The sequence below is a fragment of the Halobacterium sp. MBLA0001 genome (assembly GCF_049705385.1).
GTDB classification, from domain to species: Archaea; Halobacteriota; Halobacteria; order Halobacteriales; family Halobacteriaceae; genus Halobacterium; species Halobacterium salinarum.
Map to the genome: position 1 here is coordinate 1 of NZ_JBNAMQ010000007.1, position 15,774 is coordinate 15,774.

The window sequence follows — 15,774 nt, forward strand, 5'->3', positions numbered from 1 at the left end:
CCGACGGTACGCCCGCGAGCACGGCGACGACCCGACAGACGGCTACCAGTCGGGCGCGCGGACAACCGAGCGCGTCCTGGAGTGGTGTTCGGACCTGGGCGTCGAGGAGCTCACGCTGTACGCGTTCTCCACGGAGAACTTCGAGCGCCCGCCCGACCAGCAACAACACCTGTTCGACCTGCTCGAATCGAAGCTCCGGGAGTTCGCGGACGCCGACCGCGTCCACGCCGACCGCGTGCGGATCCGCGCCATCGGCGACACCGGTCGCCTCCCCCAGCGCGTCCGGGACGCCATCACGTACGCGGAATCCCGGACGGCGGGCTACGACGGGTTCACGCTGAACGTCGCGCTGGCGTACGGCGGCCGCGACGAGCTGCTCACCGCCGCCCGCGGTGTCGCCGACGCGGTCGCCGCCGGCGACCTCGACCCCGCGGACATCGACGCCCAGGCCATCGAATCCCGGCTGCACACCAGTCCCGTCCGGGACGTCGACCTCATCATTCGCACCGGCGGCGACGAGCGCACGTCGAATTTCCTGCCGTGGCACGCCAACGGCAGCGAGGCCGCCGTCTTCTTCTGTACGCCGTACTGGCCGGAGTTCTCGAAAGTCGATCTGCTGCGCGCGATCCGCACGTACGAATCCCGGGCGGCGTCCTGGCGGCAGACCAGAGCGAAACGCGCGCTCGCACTGGTTCGCGCGCTCGGCAGTGAGGTGGGTGAGGCGCGCCGGGTCCTCGACCGGTTCAAGGGCGCGCTCCCGGACCCGCCCGAGGATGTCGAGGCGGAGACGCAGTCGGCGGACTGAGTGCGGCCGAGGGGGCGTTTCACCGCCCGAACCGCCGCTGGCGGTTCTGGTAGTCAAGCACCGCCCGCAGGTAGTCGCGTTTCCGGAAGTCCCGCCAGTTGACGTCCGTGAAGTAGAGCTCCGAGTAGACGGACTGCCAGATCATGAAATCCGAGAGGCGTTCGGCGCCGGTCTTGATCACGAGGTCCGGTTCAGCCGGGAACACGAGTTCGGACTCGATCACGTCCTCGTCGATGGCGTCGGGGTCGAGGTCACCGGCGGCGACTGCGTCGGCGACGCTCCGCACGGCGGTCGCGAACTCGTGTTTGCCGCCGTGGCCGACGCTCACTTGGATCGGGGCGTCGGCGCGCTCGTCGTCGTCGGGGCCCCGCACCGCGACCTCGCGGGGCGCAGCGACGTTTCCAAGCTCGCGTTCGAGCGTCGGGACGGCGGCGGCGTCGAGCACGCTCACGTAGACGGTGATGCGGTCGACGCCGGAGTCGAACGCCCACGCGTAGAAGTCCGCGAGCGTGTCGTACGCGCCGGCCTCCAGGAGGTCGCGTTCCGTGATGACGACCGCAGTGTGTGCGGGTGCCTCGGCGCTGTGGCGGCGCACGCGGGCGGCCAGATAGTAGTCGTACAGGCCCACGTGTCGGCCATGACGCGCCGCCGTGCAAAGCGTTGTGGGTCGCGGCTTCGGGGAAGTTAAGTGCGGGGCCGGCAAATCGGAGGCAGACGTGCATTGGAGCCTGCGGCGCGCACTGGCGTTCGCGCTGGTGTCGACGCTGTCACTTGCGGCCCCCGCGTTCGGCCGTGCAGCCGCAGTGCCGTTCGTGGCCGTCGCCGCCGGGGCGGCGGTGATCACCGACGGCTGGCTGTTCGACGTGTTGTCGACCGTGCGGGACCGCAACGCGGGGCGACTGCACACGCTCGTGGCGTTCGCACTGGCGGCGGCGATCGCCGCCGTGTTGCTGCCGGCGTTCGGCGCGCCCGCCGACGTGTTCGTCGCGGCCGTGCTCATCGTCGGCTACGGCGACCTCGGCCGCCGGCTCGTGTTGGCGGTGCGGGAGAACCGCACGCTGTCGATGTGCGGGTTCGTTGTCGCGGCCGCCGGCGCTGCCTTCGCGGGCCAGGCCGTGGTCGCCGCGAGCGCCGGTGCGCCGGTGGGACAGCCCCAGTTCGTGTTTCTGGCGGTGAGCGGGGCGCTGCTGGCGGGGATCATGCGGACGCTGTTTGCGCTCCGGGACGCCCCGCTGGTGTTGGGGTCGGTGGTCGTGGTGTTGTGGGTGGTCACGGCGCTGGCACCGCTGGCCGGCGTCCCGACGGTGGCGGCCTGGGAGCGCGTGCTTGTCGCGCTCGCGGTCACGACGGCGTTCGGGTGGGTGTCGCGTGCGCTCGGCGCGACGTCGATCGCGGGCATGCTCACGGGCGTCTTTCTCGGGTTGCTTGCCGTCGTGCTCGGCGGCTACGGCTGGTTCGTCGTACTCGTTGCGTTCTTCGCGGTCGGCAGCCTGGCCACGAAGTTCAAGTACGAGTTGAAGGCTGACCGCGGTGTTGCGGAGCCGAACGACGGCGCGCGCGGCACAGCCAACGTCTTGGGGAACTCGGCGGCCGCGCTCATCGCGTTGGTGTTGTATGCGGCGCACGCACACGTGCCGTTCGCCGACACGGCGTTCCTGTTCGCGTACGCCGGCAGCGTTGCGACGGCGCTGGCTGACACGCTGTCCTCGGAGGTCGGCGGGCTGTTCGACACCCCGCGGCTGGTGACGACGTTCGAGCGCGTCGACCCCGGGACCGACGGCGCGGTCACCTGGCAGGGCGAGCTCGCGGGCGTCGTGGGGGCGACGATCATTGCGGTGCTGTCGGTCGCGGTGTTCGGCGTGACGCTGCGGGGCGGCGGCGTGGTGGTGGCGGCGGGCGTCGCCGGGATGACCGCCGACAGCCTCGCGGGCGCAACCATCGAAGGCCGCGTGCTCACCAACCAGGGTGTGAACTTCCTGGCGACGCTGACCGGCGCTGCGGTCGGCGGTGCGCTCGCGCTCGCTGTCGGCGTCGCGTGAGTCAGGTGCGGGCGTCGTCGAGGGTGCGAACGCGCGTGGCAAGCGGCTGTTTGACGAACTCGTCGGTGTCGGCACCGATCAGCGACGCGACGCCGCGCTGAGCGGCGACATCGAGCAAGCGCTGGGTGATCGTGGCGTCCGCGACGACGACCGCCGGCACGGAGTCGGCGTCGGCGACGGCGTCGACGACCTCAGCCGCTGGGACCTCCCGGATGCGGGCGAGCGCGTCGTCGAGAAGGCGTGCGGTCTCGGTGTCCGCGACCGCGCTGGCGTGCTCGGCGAGCGTCGGCGGCGCGGCCGCCTCGGTGTCGTCGTCGCTGTCCGGAGAGGGCGCTGTGTCCGGCGCCGGCTCGGGGGTGGGCGCCGGCGTCGCGCTGCCGTCCGTGGCGGCGGTTTCGGACTGGGTGGTGGCGATCGGGGCGGCGGCCGACGCCGGGGTTTTGTTCCGGAGCGCGGAGTCGACGGTCCGTCGGGAGAGGTCCTCGACACACTCCCCCGTCGGGGCGCGCGCGACGAAGTCCAAGCTGCCGACCTGTCCGAGTTCGCGCAGGATCATGTCGCCGCCACGGTCGCCGTCGAGAAACGCCGTCGCGGTCTTCTCCCGGGAGAGCGCCGCGATGGCGTCGGGGATGTTGGTGCCTTCGACGGCGACGGCGTTCTTGATGCCGTATTTCAGGAGGGTGACGACGTCGGCGCGGCCCTCCACGATCACGACGGCGTCGCTGGAGTCGACGTTCGGGCCGGCCGGGAAGCCGTCGTAGTCGGTGATGTCATCGACGCGAACGCTCTCCCGGACCTCGTCGAGGATGTCGTCGGCGTTGATCGCGCCCTCGTCGAAGGCGGTCGCGAGCAGTTCTTTCGCGCGGTCGACGACTTCGCGGCGCTTGGCGGCGCGCACGTCCTCGATGCGGTCGACTTCGACGTCGGCGCGACACGGCCCGATGCGTTCGACGGCTTCGAGGGCCGCCGCAAGCGTCGCGGTTTCGACGCGGTCGAGACTGGATGCGATGGTGATGTCGCCAAACGACTGGCCGCCCTCGCTGTCCACGGAGACGTCGATGCGGCCGAGCTTCGCGGAGTCCTGGAGGTCGGGGATCGCGAGGTCGTCGCCGAGCAGCCCCTCGGTCTGCCCGAACGCGGCACCGACGACGTCGCTGCGCTCGACGACGCCGTCAACGACGAAGTCCGCGTGAATGAGGTATTTGGCGGTGTCTTCCATCGGTTTCGTGTTGCATTGTTGTATGACGGGGGTCGTCAAATACCTGTCGTGAGCGGCATGAAACCGGCGTCCTGGCAGCCACCCCCGGAACCCAATGATTAACCCGGGATGGGACGCGTACCATGATTCCATGCGAACATGGCGCGCGCTCGGCTGGGGTGGCTGTTTCGTCGTGTTGCTCGGGCTTGCCGTCCCGTGGTTCCTCTGGCGCAGCGACACGCTCGTCGCTGGCCTCCCGGTCTGGCTGTGGTGGCACATCGCCTGGATGGGCGTGACCGCGCTCGCGTTCGGGGCGTTCGCGCGCCACGACTGGGGGTTGTTCGTGACGGGTGAGCGACAGTGAGCGGCGTGGCCCTGGAGCTCGGCGTGGTGGCTGGCTACATGGTGGTGGCGCTGGCGGTCGGTCTCGTCGCGTACCGCGTCACCGACCGGGACGCCGAGGACTACTACCTCGCCGGGCGTGGCCTGGGCACTGGCGTGCTCCTGTTCACCACGTTCGCCACGCTGCTGTCGGCGTTCACGTTCTTCGCCGGGCCGAACATCGCGTACGCCAACGGCCCCGAGTGGATCCTCGTCATGGGCCTCATGGACGGCGTGCTGTTCGGGCTGCTGTGGTACGTCCTGGGCTACCGACAGTGGCTGCTGGGCAAGGCCAACGGCTACGTCACGCTCGGCGAGATGCTCGGCGACCGCTTCGGCTCCCGGGGCCTGCGCGGGCTGGTCGCGGGCGTCAGCATCTTCTGGCTGTTCCCGTACGTGATGCTCCAGCAGATCGGTGCCGGGGAAGCGCTGGTTGGCCTCACCGGTGGTGCGGTCCCCTACTGGGCGGGTGCCGGGTTCATCACGCTGTTCATGGTCGTGTACGTCGCCATCTCCGGGATGCGCGGCGTCGCGTGGACGGACACCCTGCAGGGCGTGTTCATGCTCGGCATCACGTGGGTGGCGTTCGTCTGGGTGGCCGCCGAGATCGCGGGCACCACCGGCGGGCTGGCGGGCGCACTCCCCGCCGAGTTCCGCGCGCTCGGCGGCGGCGCGTACTCCCCGCAGTGGATGCTCTCGCAGGCCATCGGCATCGCCGTCGGCGTCTCGATGTTCCCGCAAGTGAACCAGCGGTTCTTCGTTGCGGACTCCGAGCGCACCCTCAAGCGCACGTTCGCGATCTGGCCGCTGCTGGTCGTGTTGCTGTTCGTGCCGGCGTTCCTGATGGGCGCGTGGGCCAACGGCGTTGGGCTCCCGCTGCCCGACGGCGAGAACATCGTTCCCATCCTCCTCAGCGAGTACACGCCCGGCTGGTTCGCCGCGCTCGTCGTTGCGGGCGCGCTCGCCGCGATGATGTCGTCCAGTGATTCCATGCTGCTGTCGGGGTCGTCGTACTTCACGCGGGACATCTACCGGCCGTTCGTGAACGCCGACGCCACCGCCCGCCGCGAGGACACCCTGGGCCGCGTCGGCGTTGCGGCGTTCGCCGTCGCGGCGTTCGGCGGCAGCCTCCTGCGGCCCGGCAGCCTGCTTGAGGTCGGCTCAACCGCCTTCGGTGGGTTCGCCCAGCTCGCGCCGCCGGTCGCGTTGGCGATGTACTGGCGCCGGACCACGAAAGCCGGGATGTTCGCCGGCGTCCTGGGCACCCAGGCGTTCTACCTCGCGACCGTCTTCGGGCCGCCGGTCACGCTGGCCGGCGTCCCGATCATCGCGTCGTCGTACTTTGGGTGGTTCGCGCAGGTCGTCGGCCTCCCCCTCGGCGTCGTGTTGACCGTCGGCGTCTCGGCCGTGACGGCGCCCAGCGCCACGGAGAACGCGAGCGCGTACGTCGACGCGTTGCGCGCGGACTGAGTCAGTCGTCGAGGTAGTCGGCCACCCAGGCGTGGTGGTCCCGGAGCCGGCGCTGGCCGGCGTCGGTCAACAGCAGCCGGTCGTGGAGGCCGTCGCGTTCGCGCTCGATGATGCCCGCGGACTCCAGCTTGCGGATCACGCCCACGAAGCGCTGGGGGTCGATGCGGTCGTCGTGTTTGCGTTCGACGGCGCGCTTCACGGACTGCTGGGTGGGGGACCCCTCGCCAGCCACCACGACGCAGACATCGCGTCGCAGCCCGGACGCCAGCCACTTGCTCATACGCCCGATAGGGCGTGCCCGGCTATTACTGCTGGCGGTGTCGGGGCCTCGCTGGGAGCGCGGTAGCCTTTTGCCGCCGATGCTCCAAGCCGAAGGCATGCAGACGCACGTCGTCCCGGTCGGCTTCGACTACGACCGGCTGATCGCGCCACTGGTGCGCGAGCAGTTACAGGTCGACCGCGTGATTCTCCTGGAGGGGGCCGTGGGGAGTCAGGCGAACGTGGAGTACAGCCAGCGCATCTCCGAGAAACTCGAACAGGACTTCCGGAACCTACTGGGCGCGGACACCGACCGCGTGTCCGTGGTCGACGTGTACGACTACGACGCGGCCTTCGAGCAGGCGTTCGCGCTCATCGACGACGTTCTCGACGCCGACCCCGACGGCGAGGTGTGGGTGAACATCGCGTCGATGCCCCGCACCGTCTCGTTCGCGTTCGCGACGGCCGCCCACTCGATGATGGTCGAACAGCCCGAGGACCGCGACCGCATCCACACCTACTACACGGCCCCCGAGAAGTATCTGGAAACCGAGCTCGCCGAGGAGTTACGCGCCAGCGCCGCCCTGCTTGAGTCGGTGGCCGACGGCGACGTCGACGCGGACGCGGTCGACGAGCGCCTGACCGCGGCCCGCGATCTGCTCGCGGAGTTCGACGAGCGCGGCACCACCATCGGCGCCAAGGAGATCGGGGGCAGCCACATCGTGGAGTTGCCCGTGGCGTCGTTCTCGAACGTCAAGCCCTTCGAGGAGGTGATCCTGTTCACCCTCGGCGAGCACGGCACCTTCGAGTCGGTCAGCGAGCTGGCGGCGGCGCTGGCCGACGACCTCAACGAGGAGTACACCGACAGCTTCCGGTCGAAGGTGACCTACACCGTTGACAAACTCGGACCGGGCGGGAAGGGGTACGTCGAGCGCGAGGAACACGGGAAATCCTACCGGACGTGGCTGTCCCGCATCGGCCAGCTGTGGGTGCGCGCCCACGAGAACACCGGCACCGGGGAGTGACGGCAGGGTTATGCGGGCGTCACTCCAACCACGCGGTGTATGAGCAGTCAGTCCGGTGTCGTGGTGCATATCACGGCGGAGACGGTGTCGGGGTGGACGATGGCGTTGCAGAACCTCGCGAACCTCGTGCAGGACGCGAGCGTCGAAACCCCGCCGGAGGCCATCGAGGTGGTCGTCAACGGGCCGGGAGTCCGGTTCTTGCGCGCGTCAGCACCCGAAGCCGAGAACGTCGCGCAGATGCTCGCGGCGGGCGTCACCGTGGCCGTCTGCGAGCGCTCGGTGGCGCGCTTCGACTACACCAACGCCGAGTTCGTGTCCGGCGTCACCGTGGTTCCGTCCGGCGTCGCGGAGGTGCTGCGCGCCCAGGAGGACGGCGCACGGATGTTGAAGCTGCCGTGAGTCACCGGCGGTGCTCGGTGGCGTGGATGTGGGTGGCGAGCGCGAGGTAGGTCGCGAGCATGGTGAGCGCCACCGCGCAGGCGGCCGCGATGTCGTGGGCGTACAGGGCGTGTGGAGCTTCGGCCCCGAGTTCGGCGCGCAGGAGCGTGTGGTGGGGGCCACCGAGCACACCCAGGAAGTAATCGAGGAGGTCGTTGATGCCGTACCACGCCAGCGCCACCCCGACGGCGGGCACCGAGAACGTCGCGTAGCGGTGGACGACGAACGCCTCGACGGCCATCCCGAAGTGACTGAGCACCAGGAACCAGTACATGCCCCACCAGAGCGCGCCCTGGCCGTTCACGACGAGTTGGACGAACGGCGTCCACAGGCCGAGTTTGAGACAGCCGAAAAACGCCAGCGCGTGCAGCCAGTCGGCGTCCCAGTCGAGTTCGTACGCCACCAACGAGGCCGCGATGAACAGGGTTGCCATCGGGCTGTCGGGCACGAAGATCCAGGCCGCCAGCGGCGTGTCCGCGAGCTGTATGCGGTAGTACCAGAACCCGAAGACGGTGCCTGCGACGTTGATCGCGGCGATGACCCACGCCAGCCGGAGCGCAAGGTCCTCCAGTCGCGTCGGGAGCGGGGCGACGTACCACGGGAGCGTGTCGTCGGGCGTCGTCTCGGCGGCGTCACGAGTCGGCATCGGTACGTGGCGACGGTCGCGCGGTCGCCGCATAGCGCTTGCGGTCCGGGCGGGCGCCAGTGGCGGTCACACGGCCGTCAGCGCCGGGGAAGCCGGCCGCCGGAGCGAGCGGTGTCGGGGGCGTGCTGGCGGCGTGACGCTGCGTTCAGGTCGTTCCGCAACCGGCCCAATTAAGCACTCCCAAACCAACGGTATGGTATGGCAACGGAAACCGACCTCGAGGAACTGCGGCGCGGCAGCGAGCTGGTGAAACGCGGGTTCGCGAAGATGCAGAAGGGCGGCGTCATCATGGACGTTGTGAACCGCGAGCAGGCGCGCATCGCCGAGGACGTGGGTGCGGTTGCTGTGATGAACCTTGAGGCCGTGCCGGCGGACATTCGGAAGCGCGGCGGCGTGGCGCGGATGGCCGACCCGGCGAGCCTGACCGGCATCATCGAGGAGGTGTCGATCCCGGTGATGGGGAAGTCCCGGATCGGCCACCGCAAGGAGGCCGAAATCCTGCAGGCGGTGGGCGCGGACATGATCGACGAAAGCGAGGTGTTGACGCCCGCCGACGACGAGTACCACATCGACAAGCGCGAGTTCACCGCGCCGTTCGTCTGCGGGGCGCGCAACCTCGGGGAGGCGCTGCGCCGCATCGACGAGGGCGCGGCGATGATCCGCACCAAGGGGGAGGCCGGCACCGGTGACGTCAACCAGGCGGTCCACCACCAGCGCAACATCAAATCCGCCATCCGCAAGCTCGAAGGCATGGATTACGAGGAGCGGGACATGTGGGCCCGCGACCACGAAGCCCCCCGAGAGCTCGTGCACGAGACCGCGGAGATGGGGCGGCTGCCGGTGGTCAACTTCGCGGCGGGCGGCATCGCGACGCCGGCCGACGCGGCGCTGATGATGCATCACGGCTGTGACGGCATCTTCGTCGGTTCGGGGATCTTCGGCGCAGAGAACCCCGAGGCCATGGGCCGGGCGGTCGTGGACGCCGTGAACAACCACGACGACCCCGAGCGCCTCGCGGAGATCGCGTCGAACATCGGGGAGGGCATGCAGGGCGACCCGAACGCCGACCTGCCCGAGGACGAGCGGATGCAGGACCGCGGGAACTAGGCGCCGCGGCTACTGCGAGGTCGCGTTCGAGCCGAGCACGGCGGCCGGCTCCGTGAGTGCCGTCGTCGTCGGCCGCGTGGGATCGCCGCCGAGGTTGTGTGTCCGGTCGGTGACCGGCGTCGTGGTGAATCCGACGGTCGTATCCAGTGCATCGGTGAGCGGCGCGAACCGCGCCAGTGCGTCGGTGTCGGCCGCCGACCCGATGAGGATGACAGCGCCCCCGGCGTCGGCGAAGTCGGCGACCGCGCGGCGCTCAGCCGCCGTGAACGCGGTCGTGGGCGACGAGACGATGAGCGCGCTGGCGGCCGGCGTGCCGTCGTCGTGACAGAGCGCCGGCCCGGTGTCGTGGGGGAGGGTGGTGACGCCGTCCAGATCCACGCCGGCCGGCGACCAGCCTTCGAGGAACCGCTGGAAGTACGCCACGTCCTCCGCGGAGAGCGCGGCGTCGCTGCCGAACTGGCCGTGGCCGCCGTCGACGAGCACGGGCGCGGACAAGCCGTCCGCAGCGAGGCAGTCGATGAGCTCGGCGACGAACATCGAGACGTCGTGGCCCTCGTTGGTGGCGGCGCCGTCGGACTCGGCGGGCTCGAACCCCTCGTCGATGAGCGGGCCGCCGACCGCGGCGACGCGGGCGGCAGCATCGGCGGTGACGAGGGGCGTGCTGTCGGCCGACGTGACCACTGTCTGGCCGCCGGTCACCGCGACCGGATCGGGGAAGAACAGCGACTCGACGGATCGACTGTCGGGGCCGCCGATGGCGGTCGGGTCCGAGAGCTCCCACAGCCCGTCGCCGGCGGCCCGGGCTGTGGCTTCGGCCGCCCAGTAGTCGTCGTACTGGGAGAACGCGGAGGCGTAGACGCGCGCCACGCCGTCGGCGACGGCGCGGCGGTTGTACGTGGTGCCGTCCGGGAGCGTGAGATACCCCAGGAGGCGGCCGTAGTCGCCGCGCGCTGGCCCGCCCGCATCGAAGGACAGCGTGACCGTCTGTCCGCCGAGCGCGTCCCGTGCGTACGCGGTCGCGGCGTCGCCGCGGGCTTTCAGCGCGGCGGCGTCAGTGATGCCCTCGTATTCGGCGACCCGCTCGGTCGTCTGGCCGGTTTCCGGTGTGTCGATGCCGACGATGCGAACCGTGTCGGTCGTGCCGTCTCGGAACCGCACGTCGACAGTGTCGCCGTCGGTGACCCGAACCACGTCGACGGTGTACGTTTCGTCGGCGGTGATCGTGACATCGTCGGTCCCGTCAGTGCGAGCCGCCAGCAGCGACGCGTGGTCGTCGCTGGGGAACGTCGCCGTCGTCGGCGCGAACGCCGCGCCGGCGTTGTGCTGGTCGTCGGTGACCTGCGTGTCGTTGAACCGGATGGTGGTGTCGATGCCGTCGGCGAGGTCGTTGAGCGATGCCGTGGCGTCGTAGTTCTTATAGTCCGACTGGCTCATCAACACCACGAGCCCGCCGTCGGCGGCGAACGCCGCCAGCGCGTCCTGTTCGGCGGCACTGAACGGGTCGGCGGGGGACGTGACGACGGCCGCGGCGGCGTCCTCACGGGTGACCGCGTCGGCGATGTCGGTCGTCGCGGCGACCGTGTGGCCCGCGGTGTCGGCGCGCGCGGCCACCGCCGAGTGCGAGGCGCGGTCGTAGAACTGGTCGTGGCCGTCGTCCCAGTAGATCGTGCCCGCGTCGGCGTAGGCGTCGAAGACGTTCAGCAACACGTCCTCGTTGCCGTACGACCCGGCGTCGCTGTCGTCCGGGGCAAACGGCGCGGCGAACGCGACCACGGAGCCGTCGACGGCCATCAGCGGGATCGTCTCGCCGTCGGGGTACGCGGTGGTGTCGTCGTTGCCGTCGCGGTCGACGGTCGTTGCGGTCGGCTCGGCCGCGGCCACGATCTGGGCGTCCGGGAGGAATCCCGGATCGCCGCCGTCGGTGCGGGGTGCGGCCAGGAGGCCCGCCGACGAATCGAAGAGGAGTTCGTCGACACGGTCGTCGGCCGTCGCTGCGGTTGTGTCTGTGATGACTGTACGCGCCCGGGTGGAAGACCCGACTGTGACACCACCGAGGGAGATGCCAAGCCCGGTCAAGAACTGCCGTCTGTGCATTGGTGTGGATGTCTCTGTGTGGGCTGAGACGTGCCATCCGTCGTCGGCCCGGCTGCGATGCGCCGCCGCCCGGATACCAGTTACGCCGCTCCAAACCAACAAAAAACCCCGGTGTTTGGGTTGGGAATACGTCTCAAGAGCCGCTCATACATGTGTTTTCTTGACAATATAACTATAGCGGACTCCGGAGCGTGCCCGTGGCTGCCACCAGTCACGGCGCGCGGTCGTCACCATCGGCTGCCAGCCGTGTGGCACCGTCGCCGATGCGCGTCTGGTAGGCCGACGCAGCGACCCCCGCCGAATCGAAGCCGTCCACGAGCGCGGCGGCGACGCGCTTGCGGTCGCGCCGACGACAGACCGCCACAACGCCCGGCCCGGAGCCGCTGATCGTCACGCCGGTCGCACCGGCGTCGCGGGCGGCCGCGGACGCCGCCTCGTACCCGTCCATGAGTCGGGCACGCGCCGGCGTGACGAGTGCGTCCTCGACGCCGCGGCCGACCCGCTGTGGGTCGTTTTCACACATGCCGAGCGTGAGCGTGGCGGCCGACTCCACGGTGGAGACAACGGCCTCCATGGCCGCCGACTCGGGGATGACGCCGCGCGCATCGCGCGTTGAGACGGTCGTTTCTGGCAGGCAGACCGCAAGCGCGAGGCTGGCGTCGACGTGCTCGATGCCGTCCTCGCGGACGATGGTGAACCCACCGAGAATGGCGGGGGCGACGTTGTCGGCGTGCGCGACGCCGGACGCCGCCGCCTCCCCCTGGGCGGCCGCGCGAACGAGCGCGTCGTCGTCGAGCGGGCGGTCGTACAGCTCCGCGAGCGCGACGGTCGCGGCCGCCGCGCTGGCCGCCGACGACCCCAGCCCGGAGGACGGCCGCACGCCCTTGTTGATGTGGATCGCGGCCGGCGCGTCGAGCGCTGCGGCGACGACGCCGGCGGTGTTCTCCTGTGGGTCGGTGGGCACGTACTGTGCGCCCGCCCCGGTGACAGTGATTGTTGTCGTGTCGGCGCGCTCGACTCGAACGACATCGGCGGGCTTCGACAACGCGACCCCGAACACGTCGAACCCGCTGCCGAGATTCGCGCTCGTCGCGGGCGCACGCACCGTGACAACCATGCTGGCGTAACGTCTGCTGTGGGCGAGGAAAACGCTGACGGGGGGAACCAACGTCTCACACGGACGGCGGCGTGGCGGTCGACCGTAACGCTGACCCCGGTTGCCACGCGACCCCGAGGTATGATTGCTATCGTTGGCGGCGGCATCGCTGGCCTCTCGGCTGCGCGACGCCTCCAACAACACGGCGTCGACGCCCGCGTGTTCGAGGCGTCGGCCACCGTCGGAGGGCTGGCGGCCACGCACGAAACAGCCGGCGACCCCATCGAAGCGTTCTACCACCACCTCTCGGCCGCCGAGGAGACCATCATCGACCGCATCGAGGAGCTCGGGCTGGGCGACGACCTTCGGTGGCCCATCGGGAAGAACGCCTACTACGTGGACGGCACCGTCCACCCGATGGACACGCCCTGGGAGATCCTGGCGTTCCCGCATCTGTCCCTCTACGACACCGCCCGGCTGGCGATGCTGACACAGGAACTCGACGTGCGGGGCGGCCTGCCGTCGCGTGACACCTACGAGGACCTGACGGACTTCGAGCACGTCGGCGTCGAGCAGTTCCTCTGCGAGCACACGACGCGGGGCGTCTACGAGCAGTTCTTCGAGCCGCTGTTGGAAGCGAAGTTCGGGAGCCGGATGGACGACGTGAGCGCGGCGTGGCTGCTGGGCCGCATCAAGTTCCGGGGCGAGCGCGACCTGCTGCGCGGCGAGCCGTTGGGCTACCTCGACGGCGGGTTCGGCCGGCTGCTGGACGCGCTCGTTGAAGACGTGGGCCGCGAACACATCGAAACCGGGGCGCGTGTCACCGCCATCCAGCGCGACGACGCGGGCGATGTCACGGGCGTCACTGTCGACAGCGAGGCGGGCACCGAGCGCGTCGACGCCGACGGCGTGATCGTGGCGGCGATGCCCACCGTGCTCGAATCCCTGACCGGCTACGAGTGCGACATCACCTTCCAGGGAACCGTCTGCTCCATCGTTTCGATGGACGAGGCGCTGACGGACACGTACTGGCTGAACATCGCCGACGACGCGCCCTTCGGCGCGCTCATCGAGCACACGAACTTCATCGACCCGGCCCGCTACGGCGGCGAACACCTGCTGTACGTCCCGAAGTACGTCCAGAGCCGCGACGACGAGGTGTGGCAGATGAGCGACGAGGAGGTCCGCGAGCACTGGCTGTCGGGCATCGAGGCGCTGTTCCCCGACTTCGACCGCGAATCAGTGAACTGGGTGGAGACGAACCGGAACCCCCGAACGGCACCGGTCTACGAGCGCGGCTACCTCGACATGGTGGTGCCCTACGACCTCGCCAGCGAGGGCCACGACGACGTCTACTATGCGGGCATGGCGAGCCGCGCGCAGTACCCCGAGCGGTCGCTGAACGGCGGCATCGTCGCCGGCAACGAAGCCGCCGACCGGATTCTGGACGGCGCGTAGTCCCGCTCGGCCGACTGCACGAGCGGCGAACTCACACTGGTCTTTTTTATCATCGCTGCCGTCCGCCGCCGTATGGTCCGACGCAGCCCCGACGACGGTCGACTCTCCGAAACGTGGCGGGACGCCCTGCTCGGCGGCGTCGCGTCGATGCCCGTGACGGCCGCGCTCTACTGGCTGTCCGGTGGCGGCCGCGAGTTCCCGCTGGACGCCGTCGCGGTCACCGGACTCGTCGCCGGGTACCTGGCCGCCGGTCGCGCCGCCGACCCGGACGCCGTCGGCCTGCGTGCCGGCGTCGTCGGCGGCCTCCCTGGGGTCGCGTGGCTGCTCGCGGCGATACTCGGGGACGCGACGGCGCTGTCCGGGCCCGCCTGGTTCGAGGTCGCTGGTCCCGCGTTCGTCCTCGGAGCCACCAGCGCGGTCGCAGCGCTCGTGCTCGCGCTCGCCGCAGTCGTCGGCGTCCTCGGCGCGAGAGTCGGCGGCTGGGTCGCGGCCCGACGCGGCCGACGAGTCGACCACGCCGGGTGAGCGCCGATTCCGCGGGGTGTGCCGGCTACCCGTCTTCGGCGAGCGCGTGGTGGTAGTCGAGCGTGCGGTACGCCACGTACAGAACCGCGTTCAGGACACCGACGAAGCCGAACACGACATCGAGCCCGGGGAACGCCGTGAGGCCGTACCGGAAGAACCAGGTCAACACACCCCAGACGAGGAGGATGCCGGCGATGCGGGCACCGTCTTCGAGGTACGTCGTGACGGTCTCCGGGGAGGGCGGGGCTGTCACGTCAGGCTGGTCGCCCGAACCCCACTTAGCTCTGGTGGCTTCGACACGGCTGACCGGCGACAGCGCCGGTGGCTTCGAGGTCGTCACGACCCCCAGCCCGGTCGGGCGGCGGTGCTCGACTACTCGGCGAACGGGCTGTCCTCGGGGTCGACGTCGTCGGGTTCGTCGACACCGCCCTTCTGGATGCCGTCGTCGGTTTCGACGTACACGTCGTCCTCGAAGCCGGCGGCGGCGTTCTCGAAGTCGGCGTCGGCGAGCTTCTCAGGGGTTGCCGGGGCGTCCGGAATGCCGTCGGCCGGCTGGAACGCGCCCAGCGGGTTGTCGATGGTGATGTCGTGCTCGTCGAAGAAGTCGGCGTGGCGGTCGTAGTGGTCGCGGAGCTCGTCGCCGGGGAACTCCATCATCTCCGTCCAGCCGTGGTTGTAGAAGTCGAAGTTGGCGACGATATGCGTGATCTCTCGGGCCTGGGCCTCCGGAAGCCCGGACTGCAACGCGACGAGATACATCTCCATCGACGCGTCGAAGAACCCATCGAGGTGGGCTTCCCGCTCGTCGCGGCGCGACTCGGTCGCCTTATCGAGGAAGATGCTCGTGTGGATGTCGACGAGCTTGTCGTGGACGACGTCGCGCAATCCCGGCACTTCAAGCGCCTTCTGTGAGGCGAAATGGCGAAGGTTCTGGCGGAGCTTCATACAGGCCTGTACGGCGGCCGGACTCAAGAACGTCCCGACACCGGTGGCCGCGCGGTCACTCGACGTACGCCACGTCGGCGTCGCGGGTGGGTTCGGCGAACGGCACACGGGTGACTTCCTTGAGGTATGTCACCCGTAACAGTCCTGGCGTGCTGGTTGGTTGCACAACGGGATCGGCTTCCGCTGGACACGGCAGGCTGTCGCCGGCGCGAACGAGTGTGGAGACGAGACGATAATCCTGTGACATCGGTACTCAGTAGGCCCGCGGTGACCGCGGCACCTAGCCCTA

18 protein-coding genes are annotated in these 15,774 nt (G+C 69.9%); 9 read left to right on the top strand and 9 right to left on the bottom strand.

The annotated features are described in order from the left end of the window. The coding region (gene uppS, locus ACOZ32_RS01155; RefSeq protein WP_424334858.1) for a polyprenyl diphosphate synthase at positions 1-805 on the top strand (805 nt) is incomplete at its 5' end. Positions 806-824: 19 nt separating this feature from the next. Here the strand turns inward: uppS and ACOZ32_RS01160 are convergent. Further along, positions 825-1,433, bottom strand: coding sequence for an undecaprenyl diphosphate synthase family protein (locus ACOZ32_RS01160; RefSeq protein ID WP_012289377.1), 609 nt, complete (start codon positions 1,431-1,433; stop codon positions 825-827). Between the two features lie 88 nt (positions 1,434-1,521). Between ACOZ32_RS01160 and ACOZ32_RS01165 the strand changes: the two genes are divergently transcribed. Next, on the top strand, positions 1,522-2,844 hold the full coding sequence (locus ACOZ32_RS01165; protein ID WP_012289378.1) for a DUF92 domain-containing protein: 1,323 nt from the start codon (positions 1,522-1,524) through the stop codon (positions 2,842-2,844). A 1-nt stretch (position 2,845) separates the two neighbouring features. Here the strand turns inward: ACOZ32_RS01165 and dnaG are convergent, their stop codons facing one another. After that, positions 2,846-4,063 carry a DNA primase DnaG gene (dnaG, locus tag ACOZ32_RS01170; protein WP_424334859.1) on the bottom strand — a complete coding sequence of 406 codons (1,218 nt, stop codon included), beginning with the start codon at positions 4,061-4,063 and terminating at the stop codon, positions 2,846-2,848. A 130-nt stretch (positions 4,064-4,193) separates the two neighbouring features. On the opposite strand from dnaG, the gene ACOZ32_RS01175 reads away from it, so the two are divergent. Both ACOZ32_RS01175 and ACOZ32_RS01180 read left to right on the top strand, forming a co-directional pair. Then, positions 4,194-4,406 (top strand): DUF3311 domain-containing protein, encoded by a 213-nt coding sequence (locus ACOZ32_RS01175; protein ID WP_205250954.1) that lies wholly within the window; start codon positions 4,194-4,196, stop codon positions 4,404-4,406. A 38-nt stretch (positions 4,407-4,444) separates the two neighbouring features. Then, on the top strand, positions 4,445-5,893 hold the full coding sequence (locus ACOZ32_RS01180) for a sodium:solute symporter family protein (protein WP_268824157.1): 1,449 nt from the start codon (positions 4,445-4,447) through the stop codon (positions 5,891-5,893). A gap of 1 nt (position 5,894) precedes the next feature. On the opposite strand, the gene ACOZ32_RS01185 is transcribed toward ACOZ32_RS01180, so the two are convergent. After that, positions 5,895-6,173, bottom strand: a complete 279-nt coding sequence (locus ACOZ32_RS01185; RefSeq protein WP_285253777.1) for a PadR family transcriptional regulator — start codon at positions 6,171-6,173, stop codon at positions 5,895-5,897. 97 nt (positions 6,174-6,270) lie between these two features. Between ACOZ32_RS01185 and ACOZ32_RS01190 the strand changes: the two genes are divergently transcribed. Further along, entirely contained in the window at positions 6,271-7,176 is a 906-nt protein-coding gene (locus ACOZ32_RS01190) for a DUF6293 family protein (protein ID WP_049892517.1), read from the top strand. Between the two features lie 39 nt (positions 7,177-7,215). Beyond that, on the top strand, positions 7,216-7,575 hold the full coding sequence (locus ACOZ32_RS01195) for a DsrE family protein (RefSeq protein WP_010903309.1): 360 nt from the start codon (positions 7,216-7,218) through the stop codon (positions 7,573-7,575). A 1-nt stretch (position 7,576) separates the two neighbouring features. On the opposite strand, the gene ACOZ32_RS01200 is transcribed toward ACOZ32_RS01195, so the two are convergent. Then, positions 7,577-8,260 (bottom strand): DUF1405 domain-containing protein, encoded by a 684-nt coding sequence (locus tag ACOZ32_RS01200; RefSeq protein WP_424334860.1) that lies wholly within the window; start codon positions 8,258-8,260, stop codon positions 7,577-7,579. 198 nt (positions 8,261-8,458) lie between these two features. On the opposite strand from ACOZ32_RS01200, the gene pdxS reads away from it, so the two are divergent. Continuing rightward, positions 8,459-9,367 (top strand): pyridoxal 5'-phosphate synthase lyase subunit PdxS, encoded by a 909-nt coding sequence (gene pdxS / locus ACOZ32_RS01205; RefSeq protein ID WP_010903311.1) that lies wholly within the window; start codon positions 8,459-8,461, stop codon positions 9,365-9,367. Positions 9,368-9,376: 9 nt separating this feature from the next. Here pdxS and ACOZ32_RS01210 read toward each other — a convergent pair whose 3' ends face one another. Together ACOZ32_RS01210 and ACOZ32_RS01215 are read right to left on the bottom strand one after the other, a co-directional pair. Then, on the bottom strand, positions 9,377-11,461 hold the full coding sequence (locus ACOZ32_RS01210; RefSeq protein ID WP_424334861.1) for a thermonuclease family protein: 2,085 nt from the start codon (positions 11,459-11,461) through the stop codon (positions 9,377-9,379). Positions 11,462-11,672: 211 nt separating this feature from the next. Next, positions 11,673-12,578, bottom strand: a complete 906-nt coding sequence (locus ACOZ32_RS01215; protein ID WP_235157615.1) for a homoserine kinase — start codon at positions 12,576-12,578, stop codon at positions 11,673-11,675. Between the two features lie 120 nt (positions 12,579-12,698). On the opposite strand from ACOZ32_RS01215, the gene ACOZ32_RS01220 reads away from it, so the two are divergent. Beyond that, complete coding sequence (locus ACOZ32_RS01220) at positions 12,699-14,015, top strand: NAD(P)/FAD-dependent oxidoreductase (protein WP_205252074.1); 1,317 nt, start codon at positions 12,699-12,701, stop codon at positions 14,013-14,015. A gap of 72 nt (positions 14,016-14,087) precedes the next feature. Next, positions 14,088-14,540, top strand: a complete 453-nt coding sequence (locus ACOZ32_RS01225) for a DUF5518 domain-containing protein (protein ID WP_424334862.1) — start codon at positions 14,088-14,090, stop codon at positions 14,538-14,540. Between the two features lie 25 nt (positions 14,541-14,565). Here the strand turns inward: ACOZ32_RS01225 and ACOZ32_RS01230 are convergent, their stop codons facing one another. The 3 genes from ACOZ32_RS01230 to ACOZ32_RS01240 form a co-directional block, all read right to left on the bottom strand. Next, positions 14,566-14,793, bottom strand: a complete 228-nt coding sequence (locus ACOZ32_RS01230) for a hypothetical protein (protein WP_049892518.1) — start codon at positions 14,791-14,793, stop codon at positions 14,566-14,568. A gap of 119 nt (positions 14,794-14,912) precedes the next feature. Further along, entirely contained in the window at positions 14,913-15,485 is a 573-nt protein-coding gene (locus ACOZ32_RS01235) for a DUF6149 family protein (protein WP_205250961.1), read from the bottom strand. 55 nt (positions 15,486-15,540) lie between these two features. Next, positions 15,541-15,732, bottom strand: a complete 192-nt coding sequence (locus tag ACOZ32_RS01240; protein WP_010903317.1) for a hypothetical protein — start codon at positions 15,730-15,732, stop codon at positions 15,541-15,543. Between the last annotated feature and the right edge of the window lie 42 nt (positions 15,733-15,774).

Excerpts from the sequence above, each read along its gene's own strand:
- ACOZ32_RS01195 (WP_010903309.1), top strand. The coding sequence starts at position 7,216 with ATGAGCAGTCAGTCCGGTGTCGTGGTGCATATCACGGCGGAGACGGTG.
- ACOZ32_RS01235 (WP_205250961.1), bottom strand. The coding sequence starts at position 15,485 with ATGAAGCTCCGCCAGAACCTTCGCCATTTCGCCTCACAGAAGGCGCTT.
- ACOZ32_RS01200 (WP_424334860.1), bottom strand. The coding sequence starts at position 8,260 with ATGCCGACTCGTGACGCCGCCGAGACGACGCCCGACGACACGCTCCCG.
- ACOZ32_RS01225 (WP_424334862.1), top strand. The coding sequence starts at position 14,088 with ATGGTCCGACGCAGCCCCGACGACGGTCGACTCTCCGAAACGTGGCGG.
- ACOZ32_RS01175 (WP_205250954.1), top strand. The coding sequence starts at position 4,194 with ATGCGAACATGGCGCGCGCTCGGCTGGGGTGGCTGTTTCGTCGTGTTG.
- pdxS (WP_010903311.1), top strand. The coding sequence starts at position 8,459 with ATGGCAACGGAAACCGACCTCGAGGAACTGCGGCGCGGCAGCGAGCTG.
- ACOZ32_RS01210 (WP_424334861.1), bottom strand. The coding sequence starts at position 11,461 with ATGCACAGACGGCAGTTCTTGACCGGGCTTGGCATCTCCCTCGGTGGT.
- ACOZ32_RS01215 (WP_235157615.1), bottom strand. The coding sequence starts at position 12,578 with ATGGTTGTCACGGTGCGTGCGCCCGCGACGAGCGCGAATCTCGGCAGC.
- ACOZ32_RS01220 (WP_205252074.1), top strand. The coding sequence starts at position 12,699 with ATGATTGCTATCGTTGGCGGCGGCATCGCTGGCCTCTCGGCTGCGCGA.
- ACOZ32_RS01190 (WP_049892517.1), top strand. The coding sequence starts at position 6,271 with ATGCAGACGCACGTCGTCCCGGTCGGCTTCGACTACGACCGGCTGATC.
- ACOZ32_RS01240 (WP_010903317.1), bottom strand. The coding sequence starts at position 15,732 with ATGTCACAGGATTATCGTCTCGTCTCCACACTCGTTCGCGCCGGCGAC.
- dnaG (WP_424334859.1), bottom strand. The coding sequence starts at position 4,063 with ATGGAAGACACCGCCAAATACCTCATTCACGCGGACTTCGTCGTTGAC.
- ACOZ32_RS01185 (WP_285253777.1), bottom strand. The coding sequence starts at position 6,173 with ATGAGCAAGTGGCTGGCGTCCGGGCTGCGACGCGATGTCTGCGTCGTG.
- ACOZ32_RS01180 (WP_268824157.1), top strand. The coding sequence starts at position 4,445 with ATGGTGGTGGCGCTGGCGGTCGGTCTCGTCGCGTACCGCGTCACCGAC.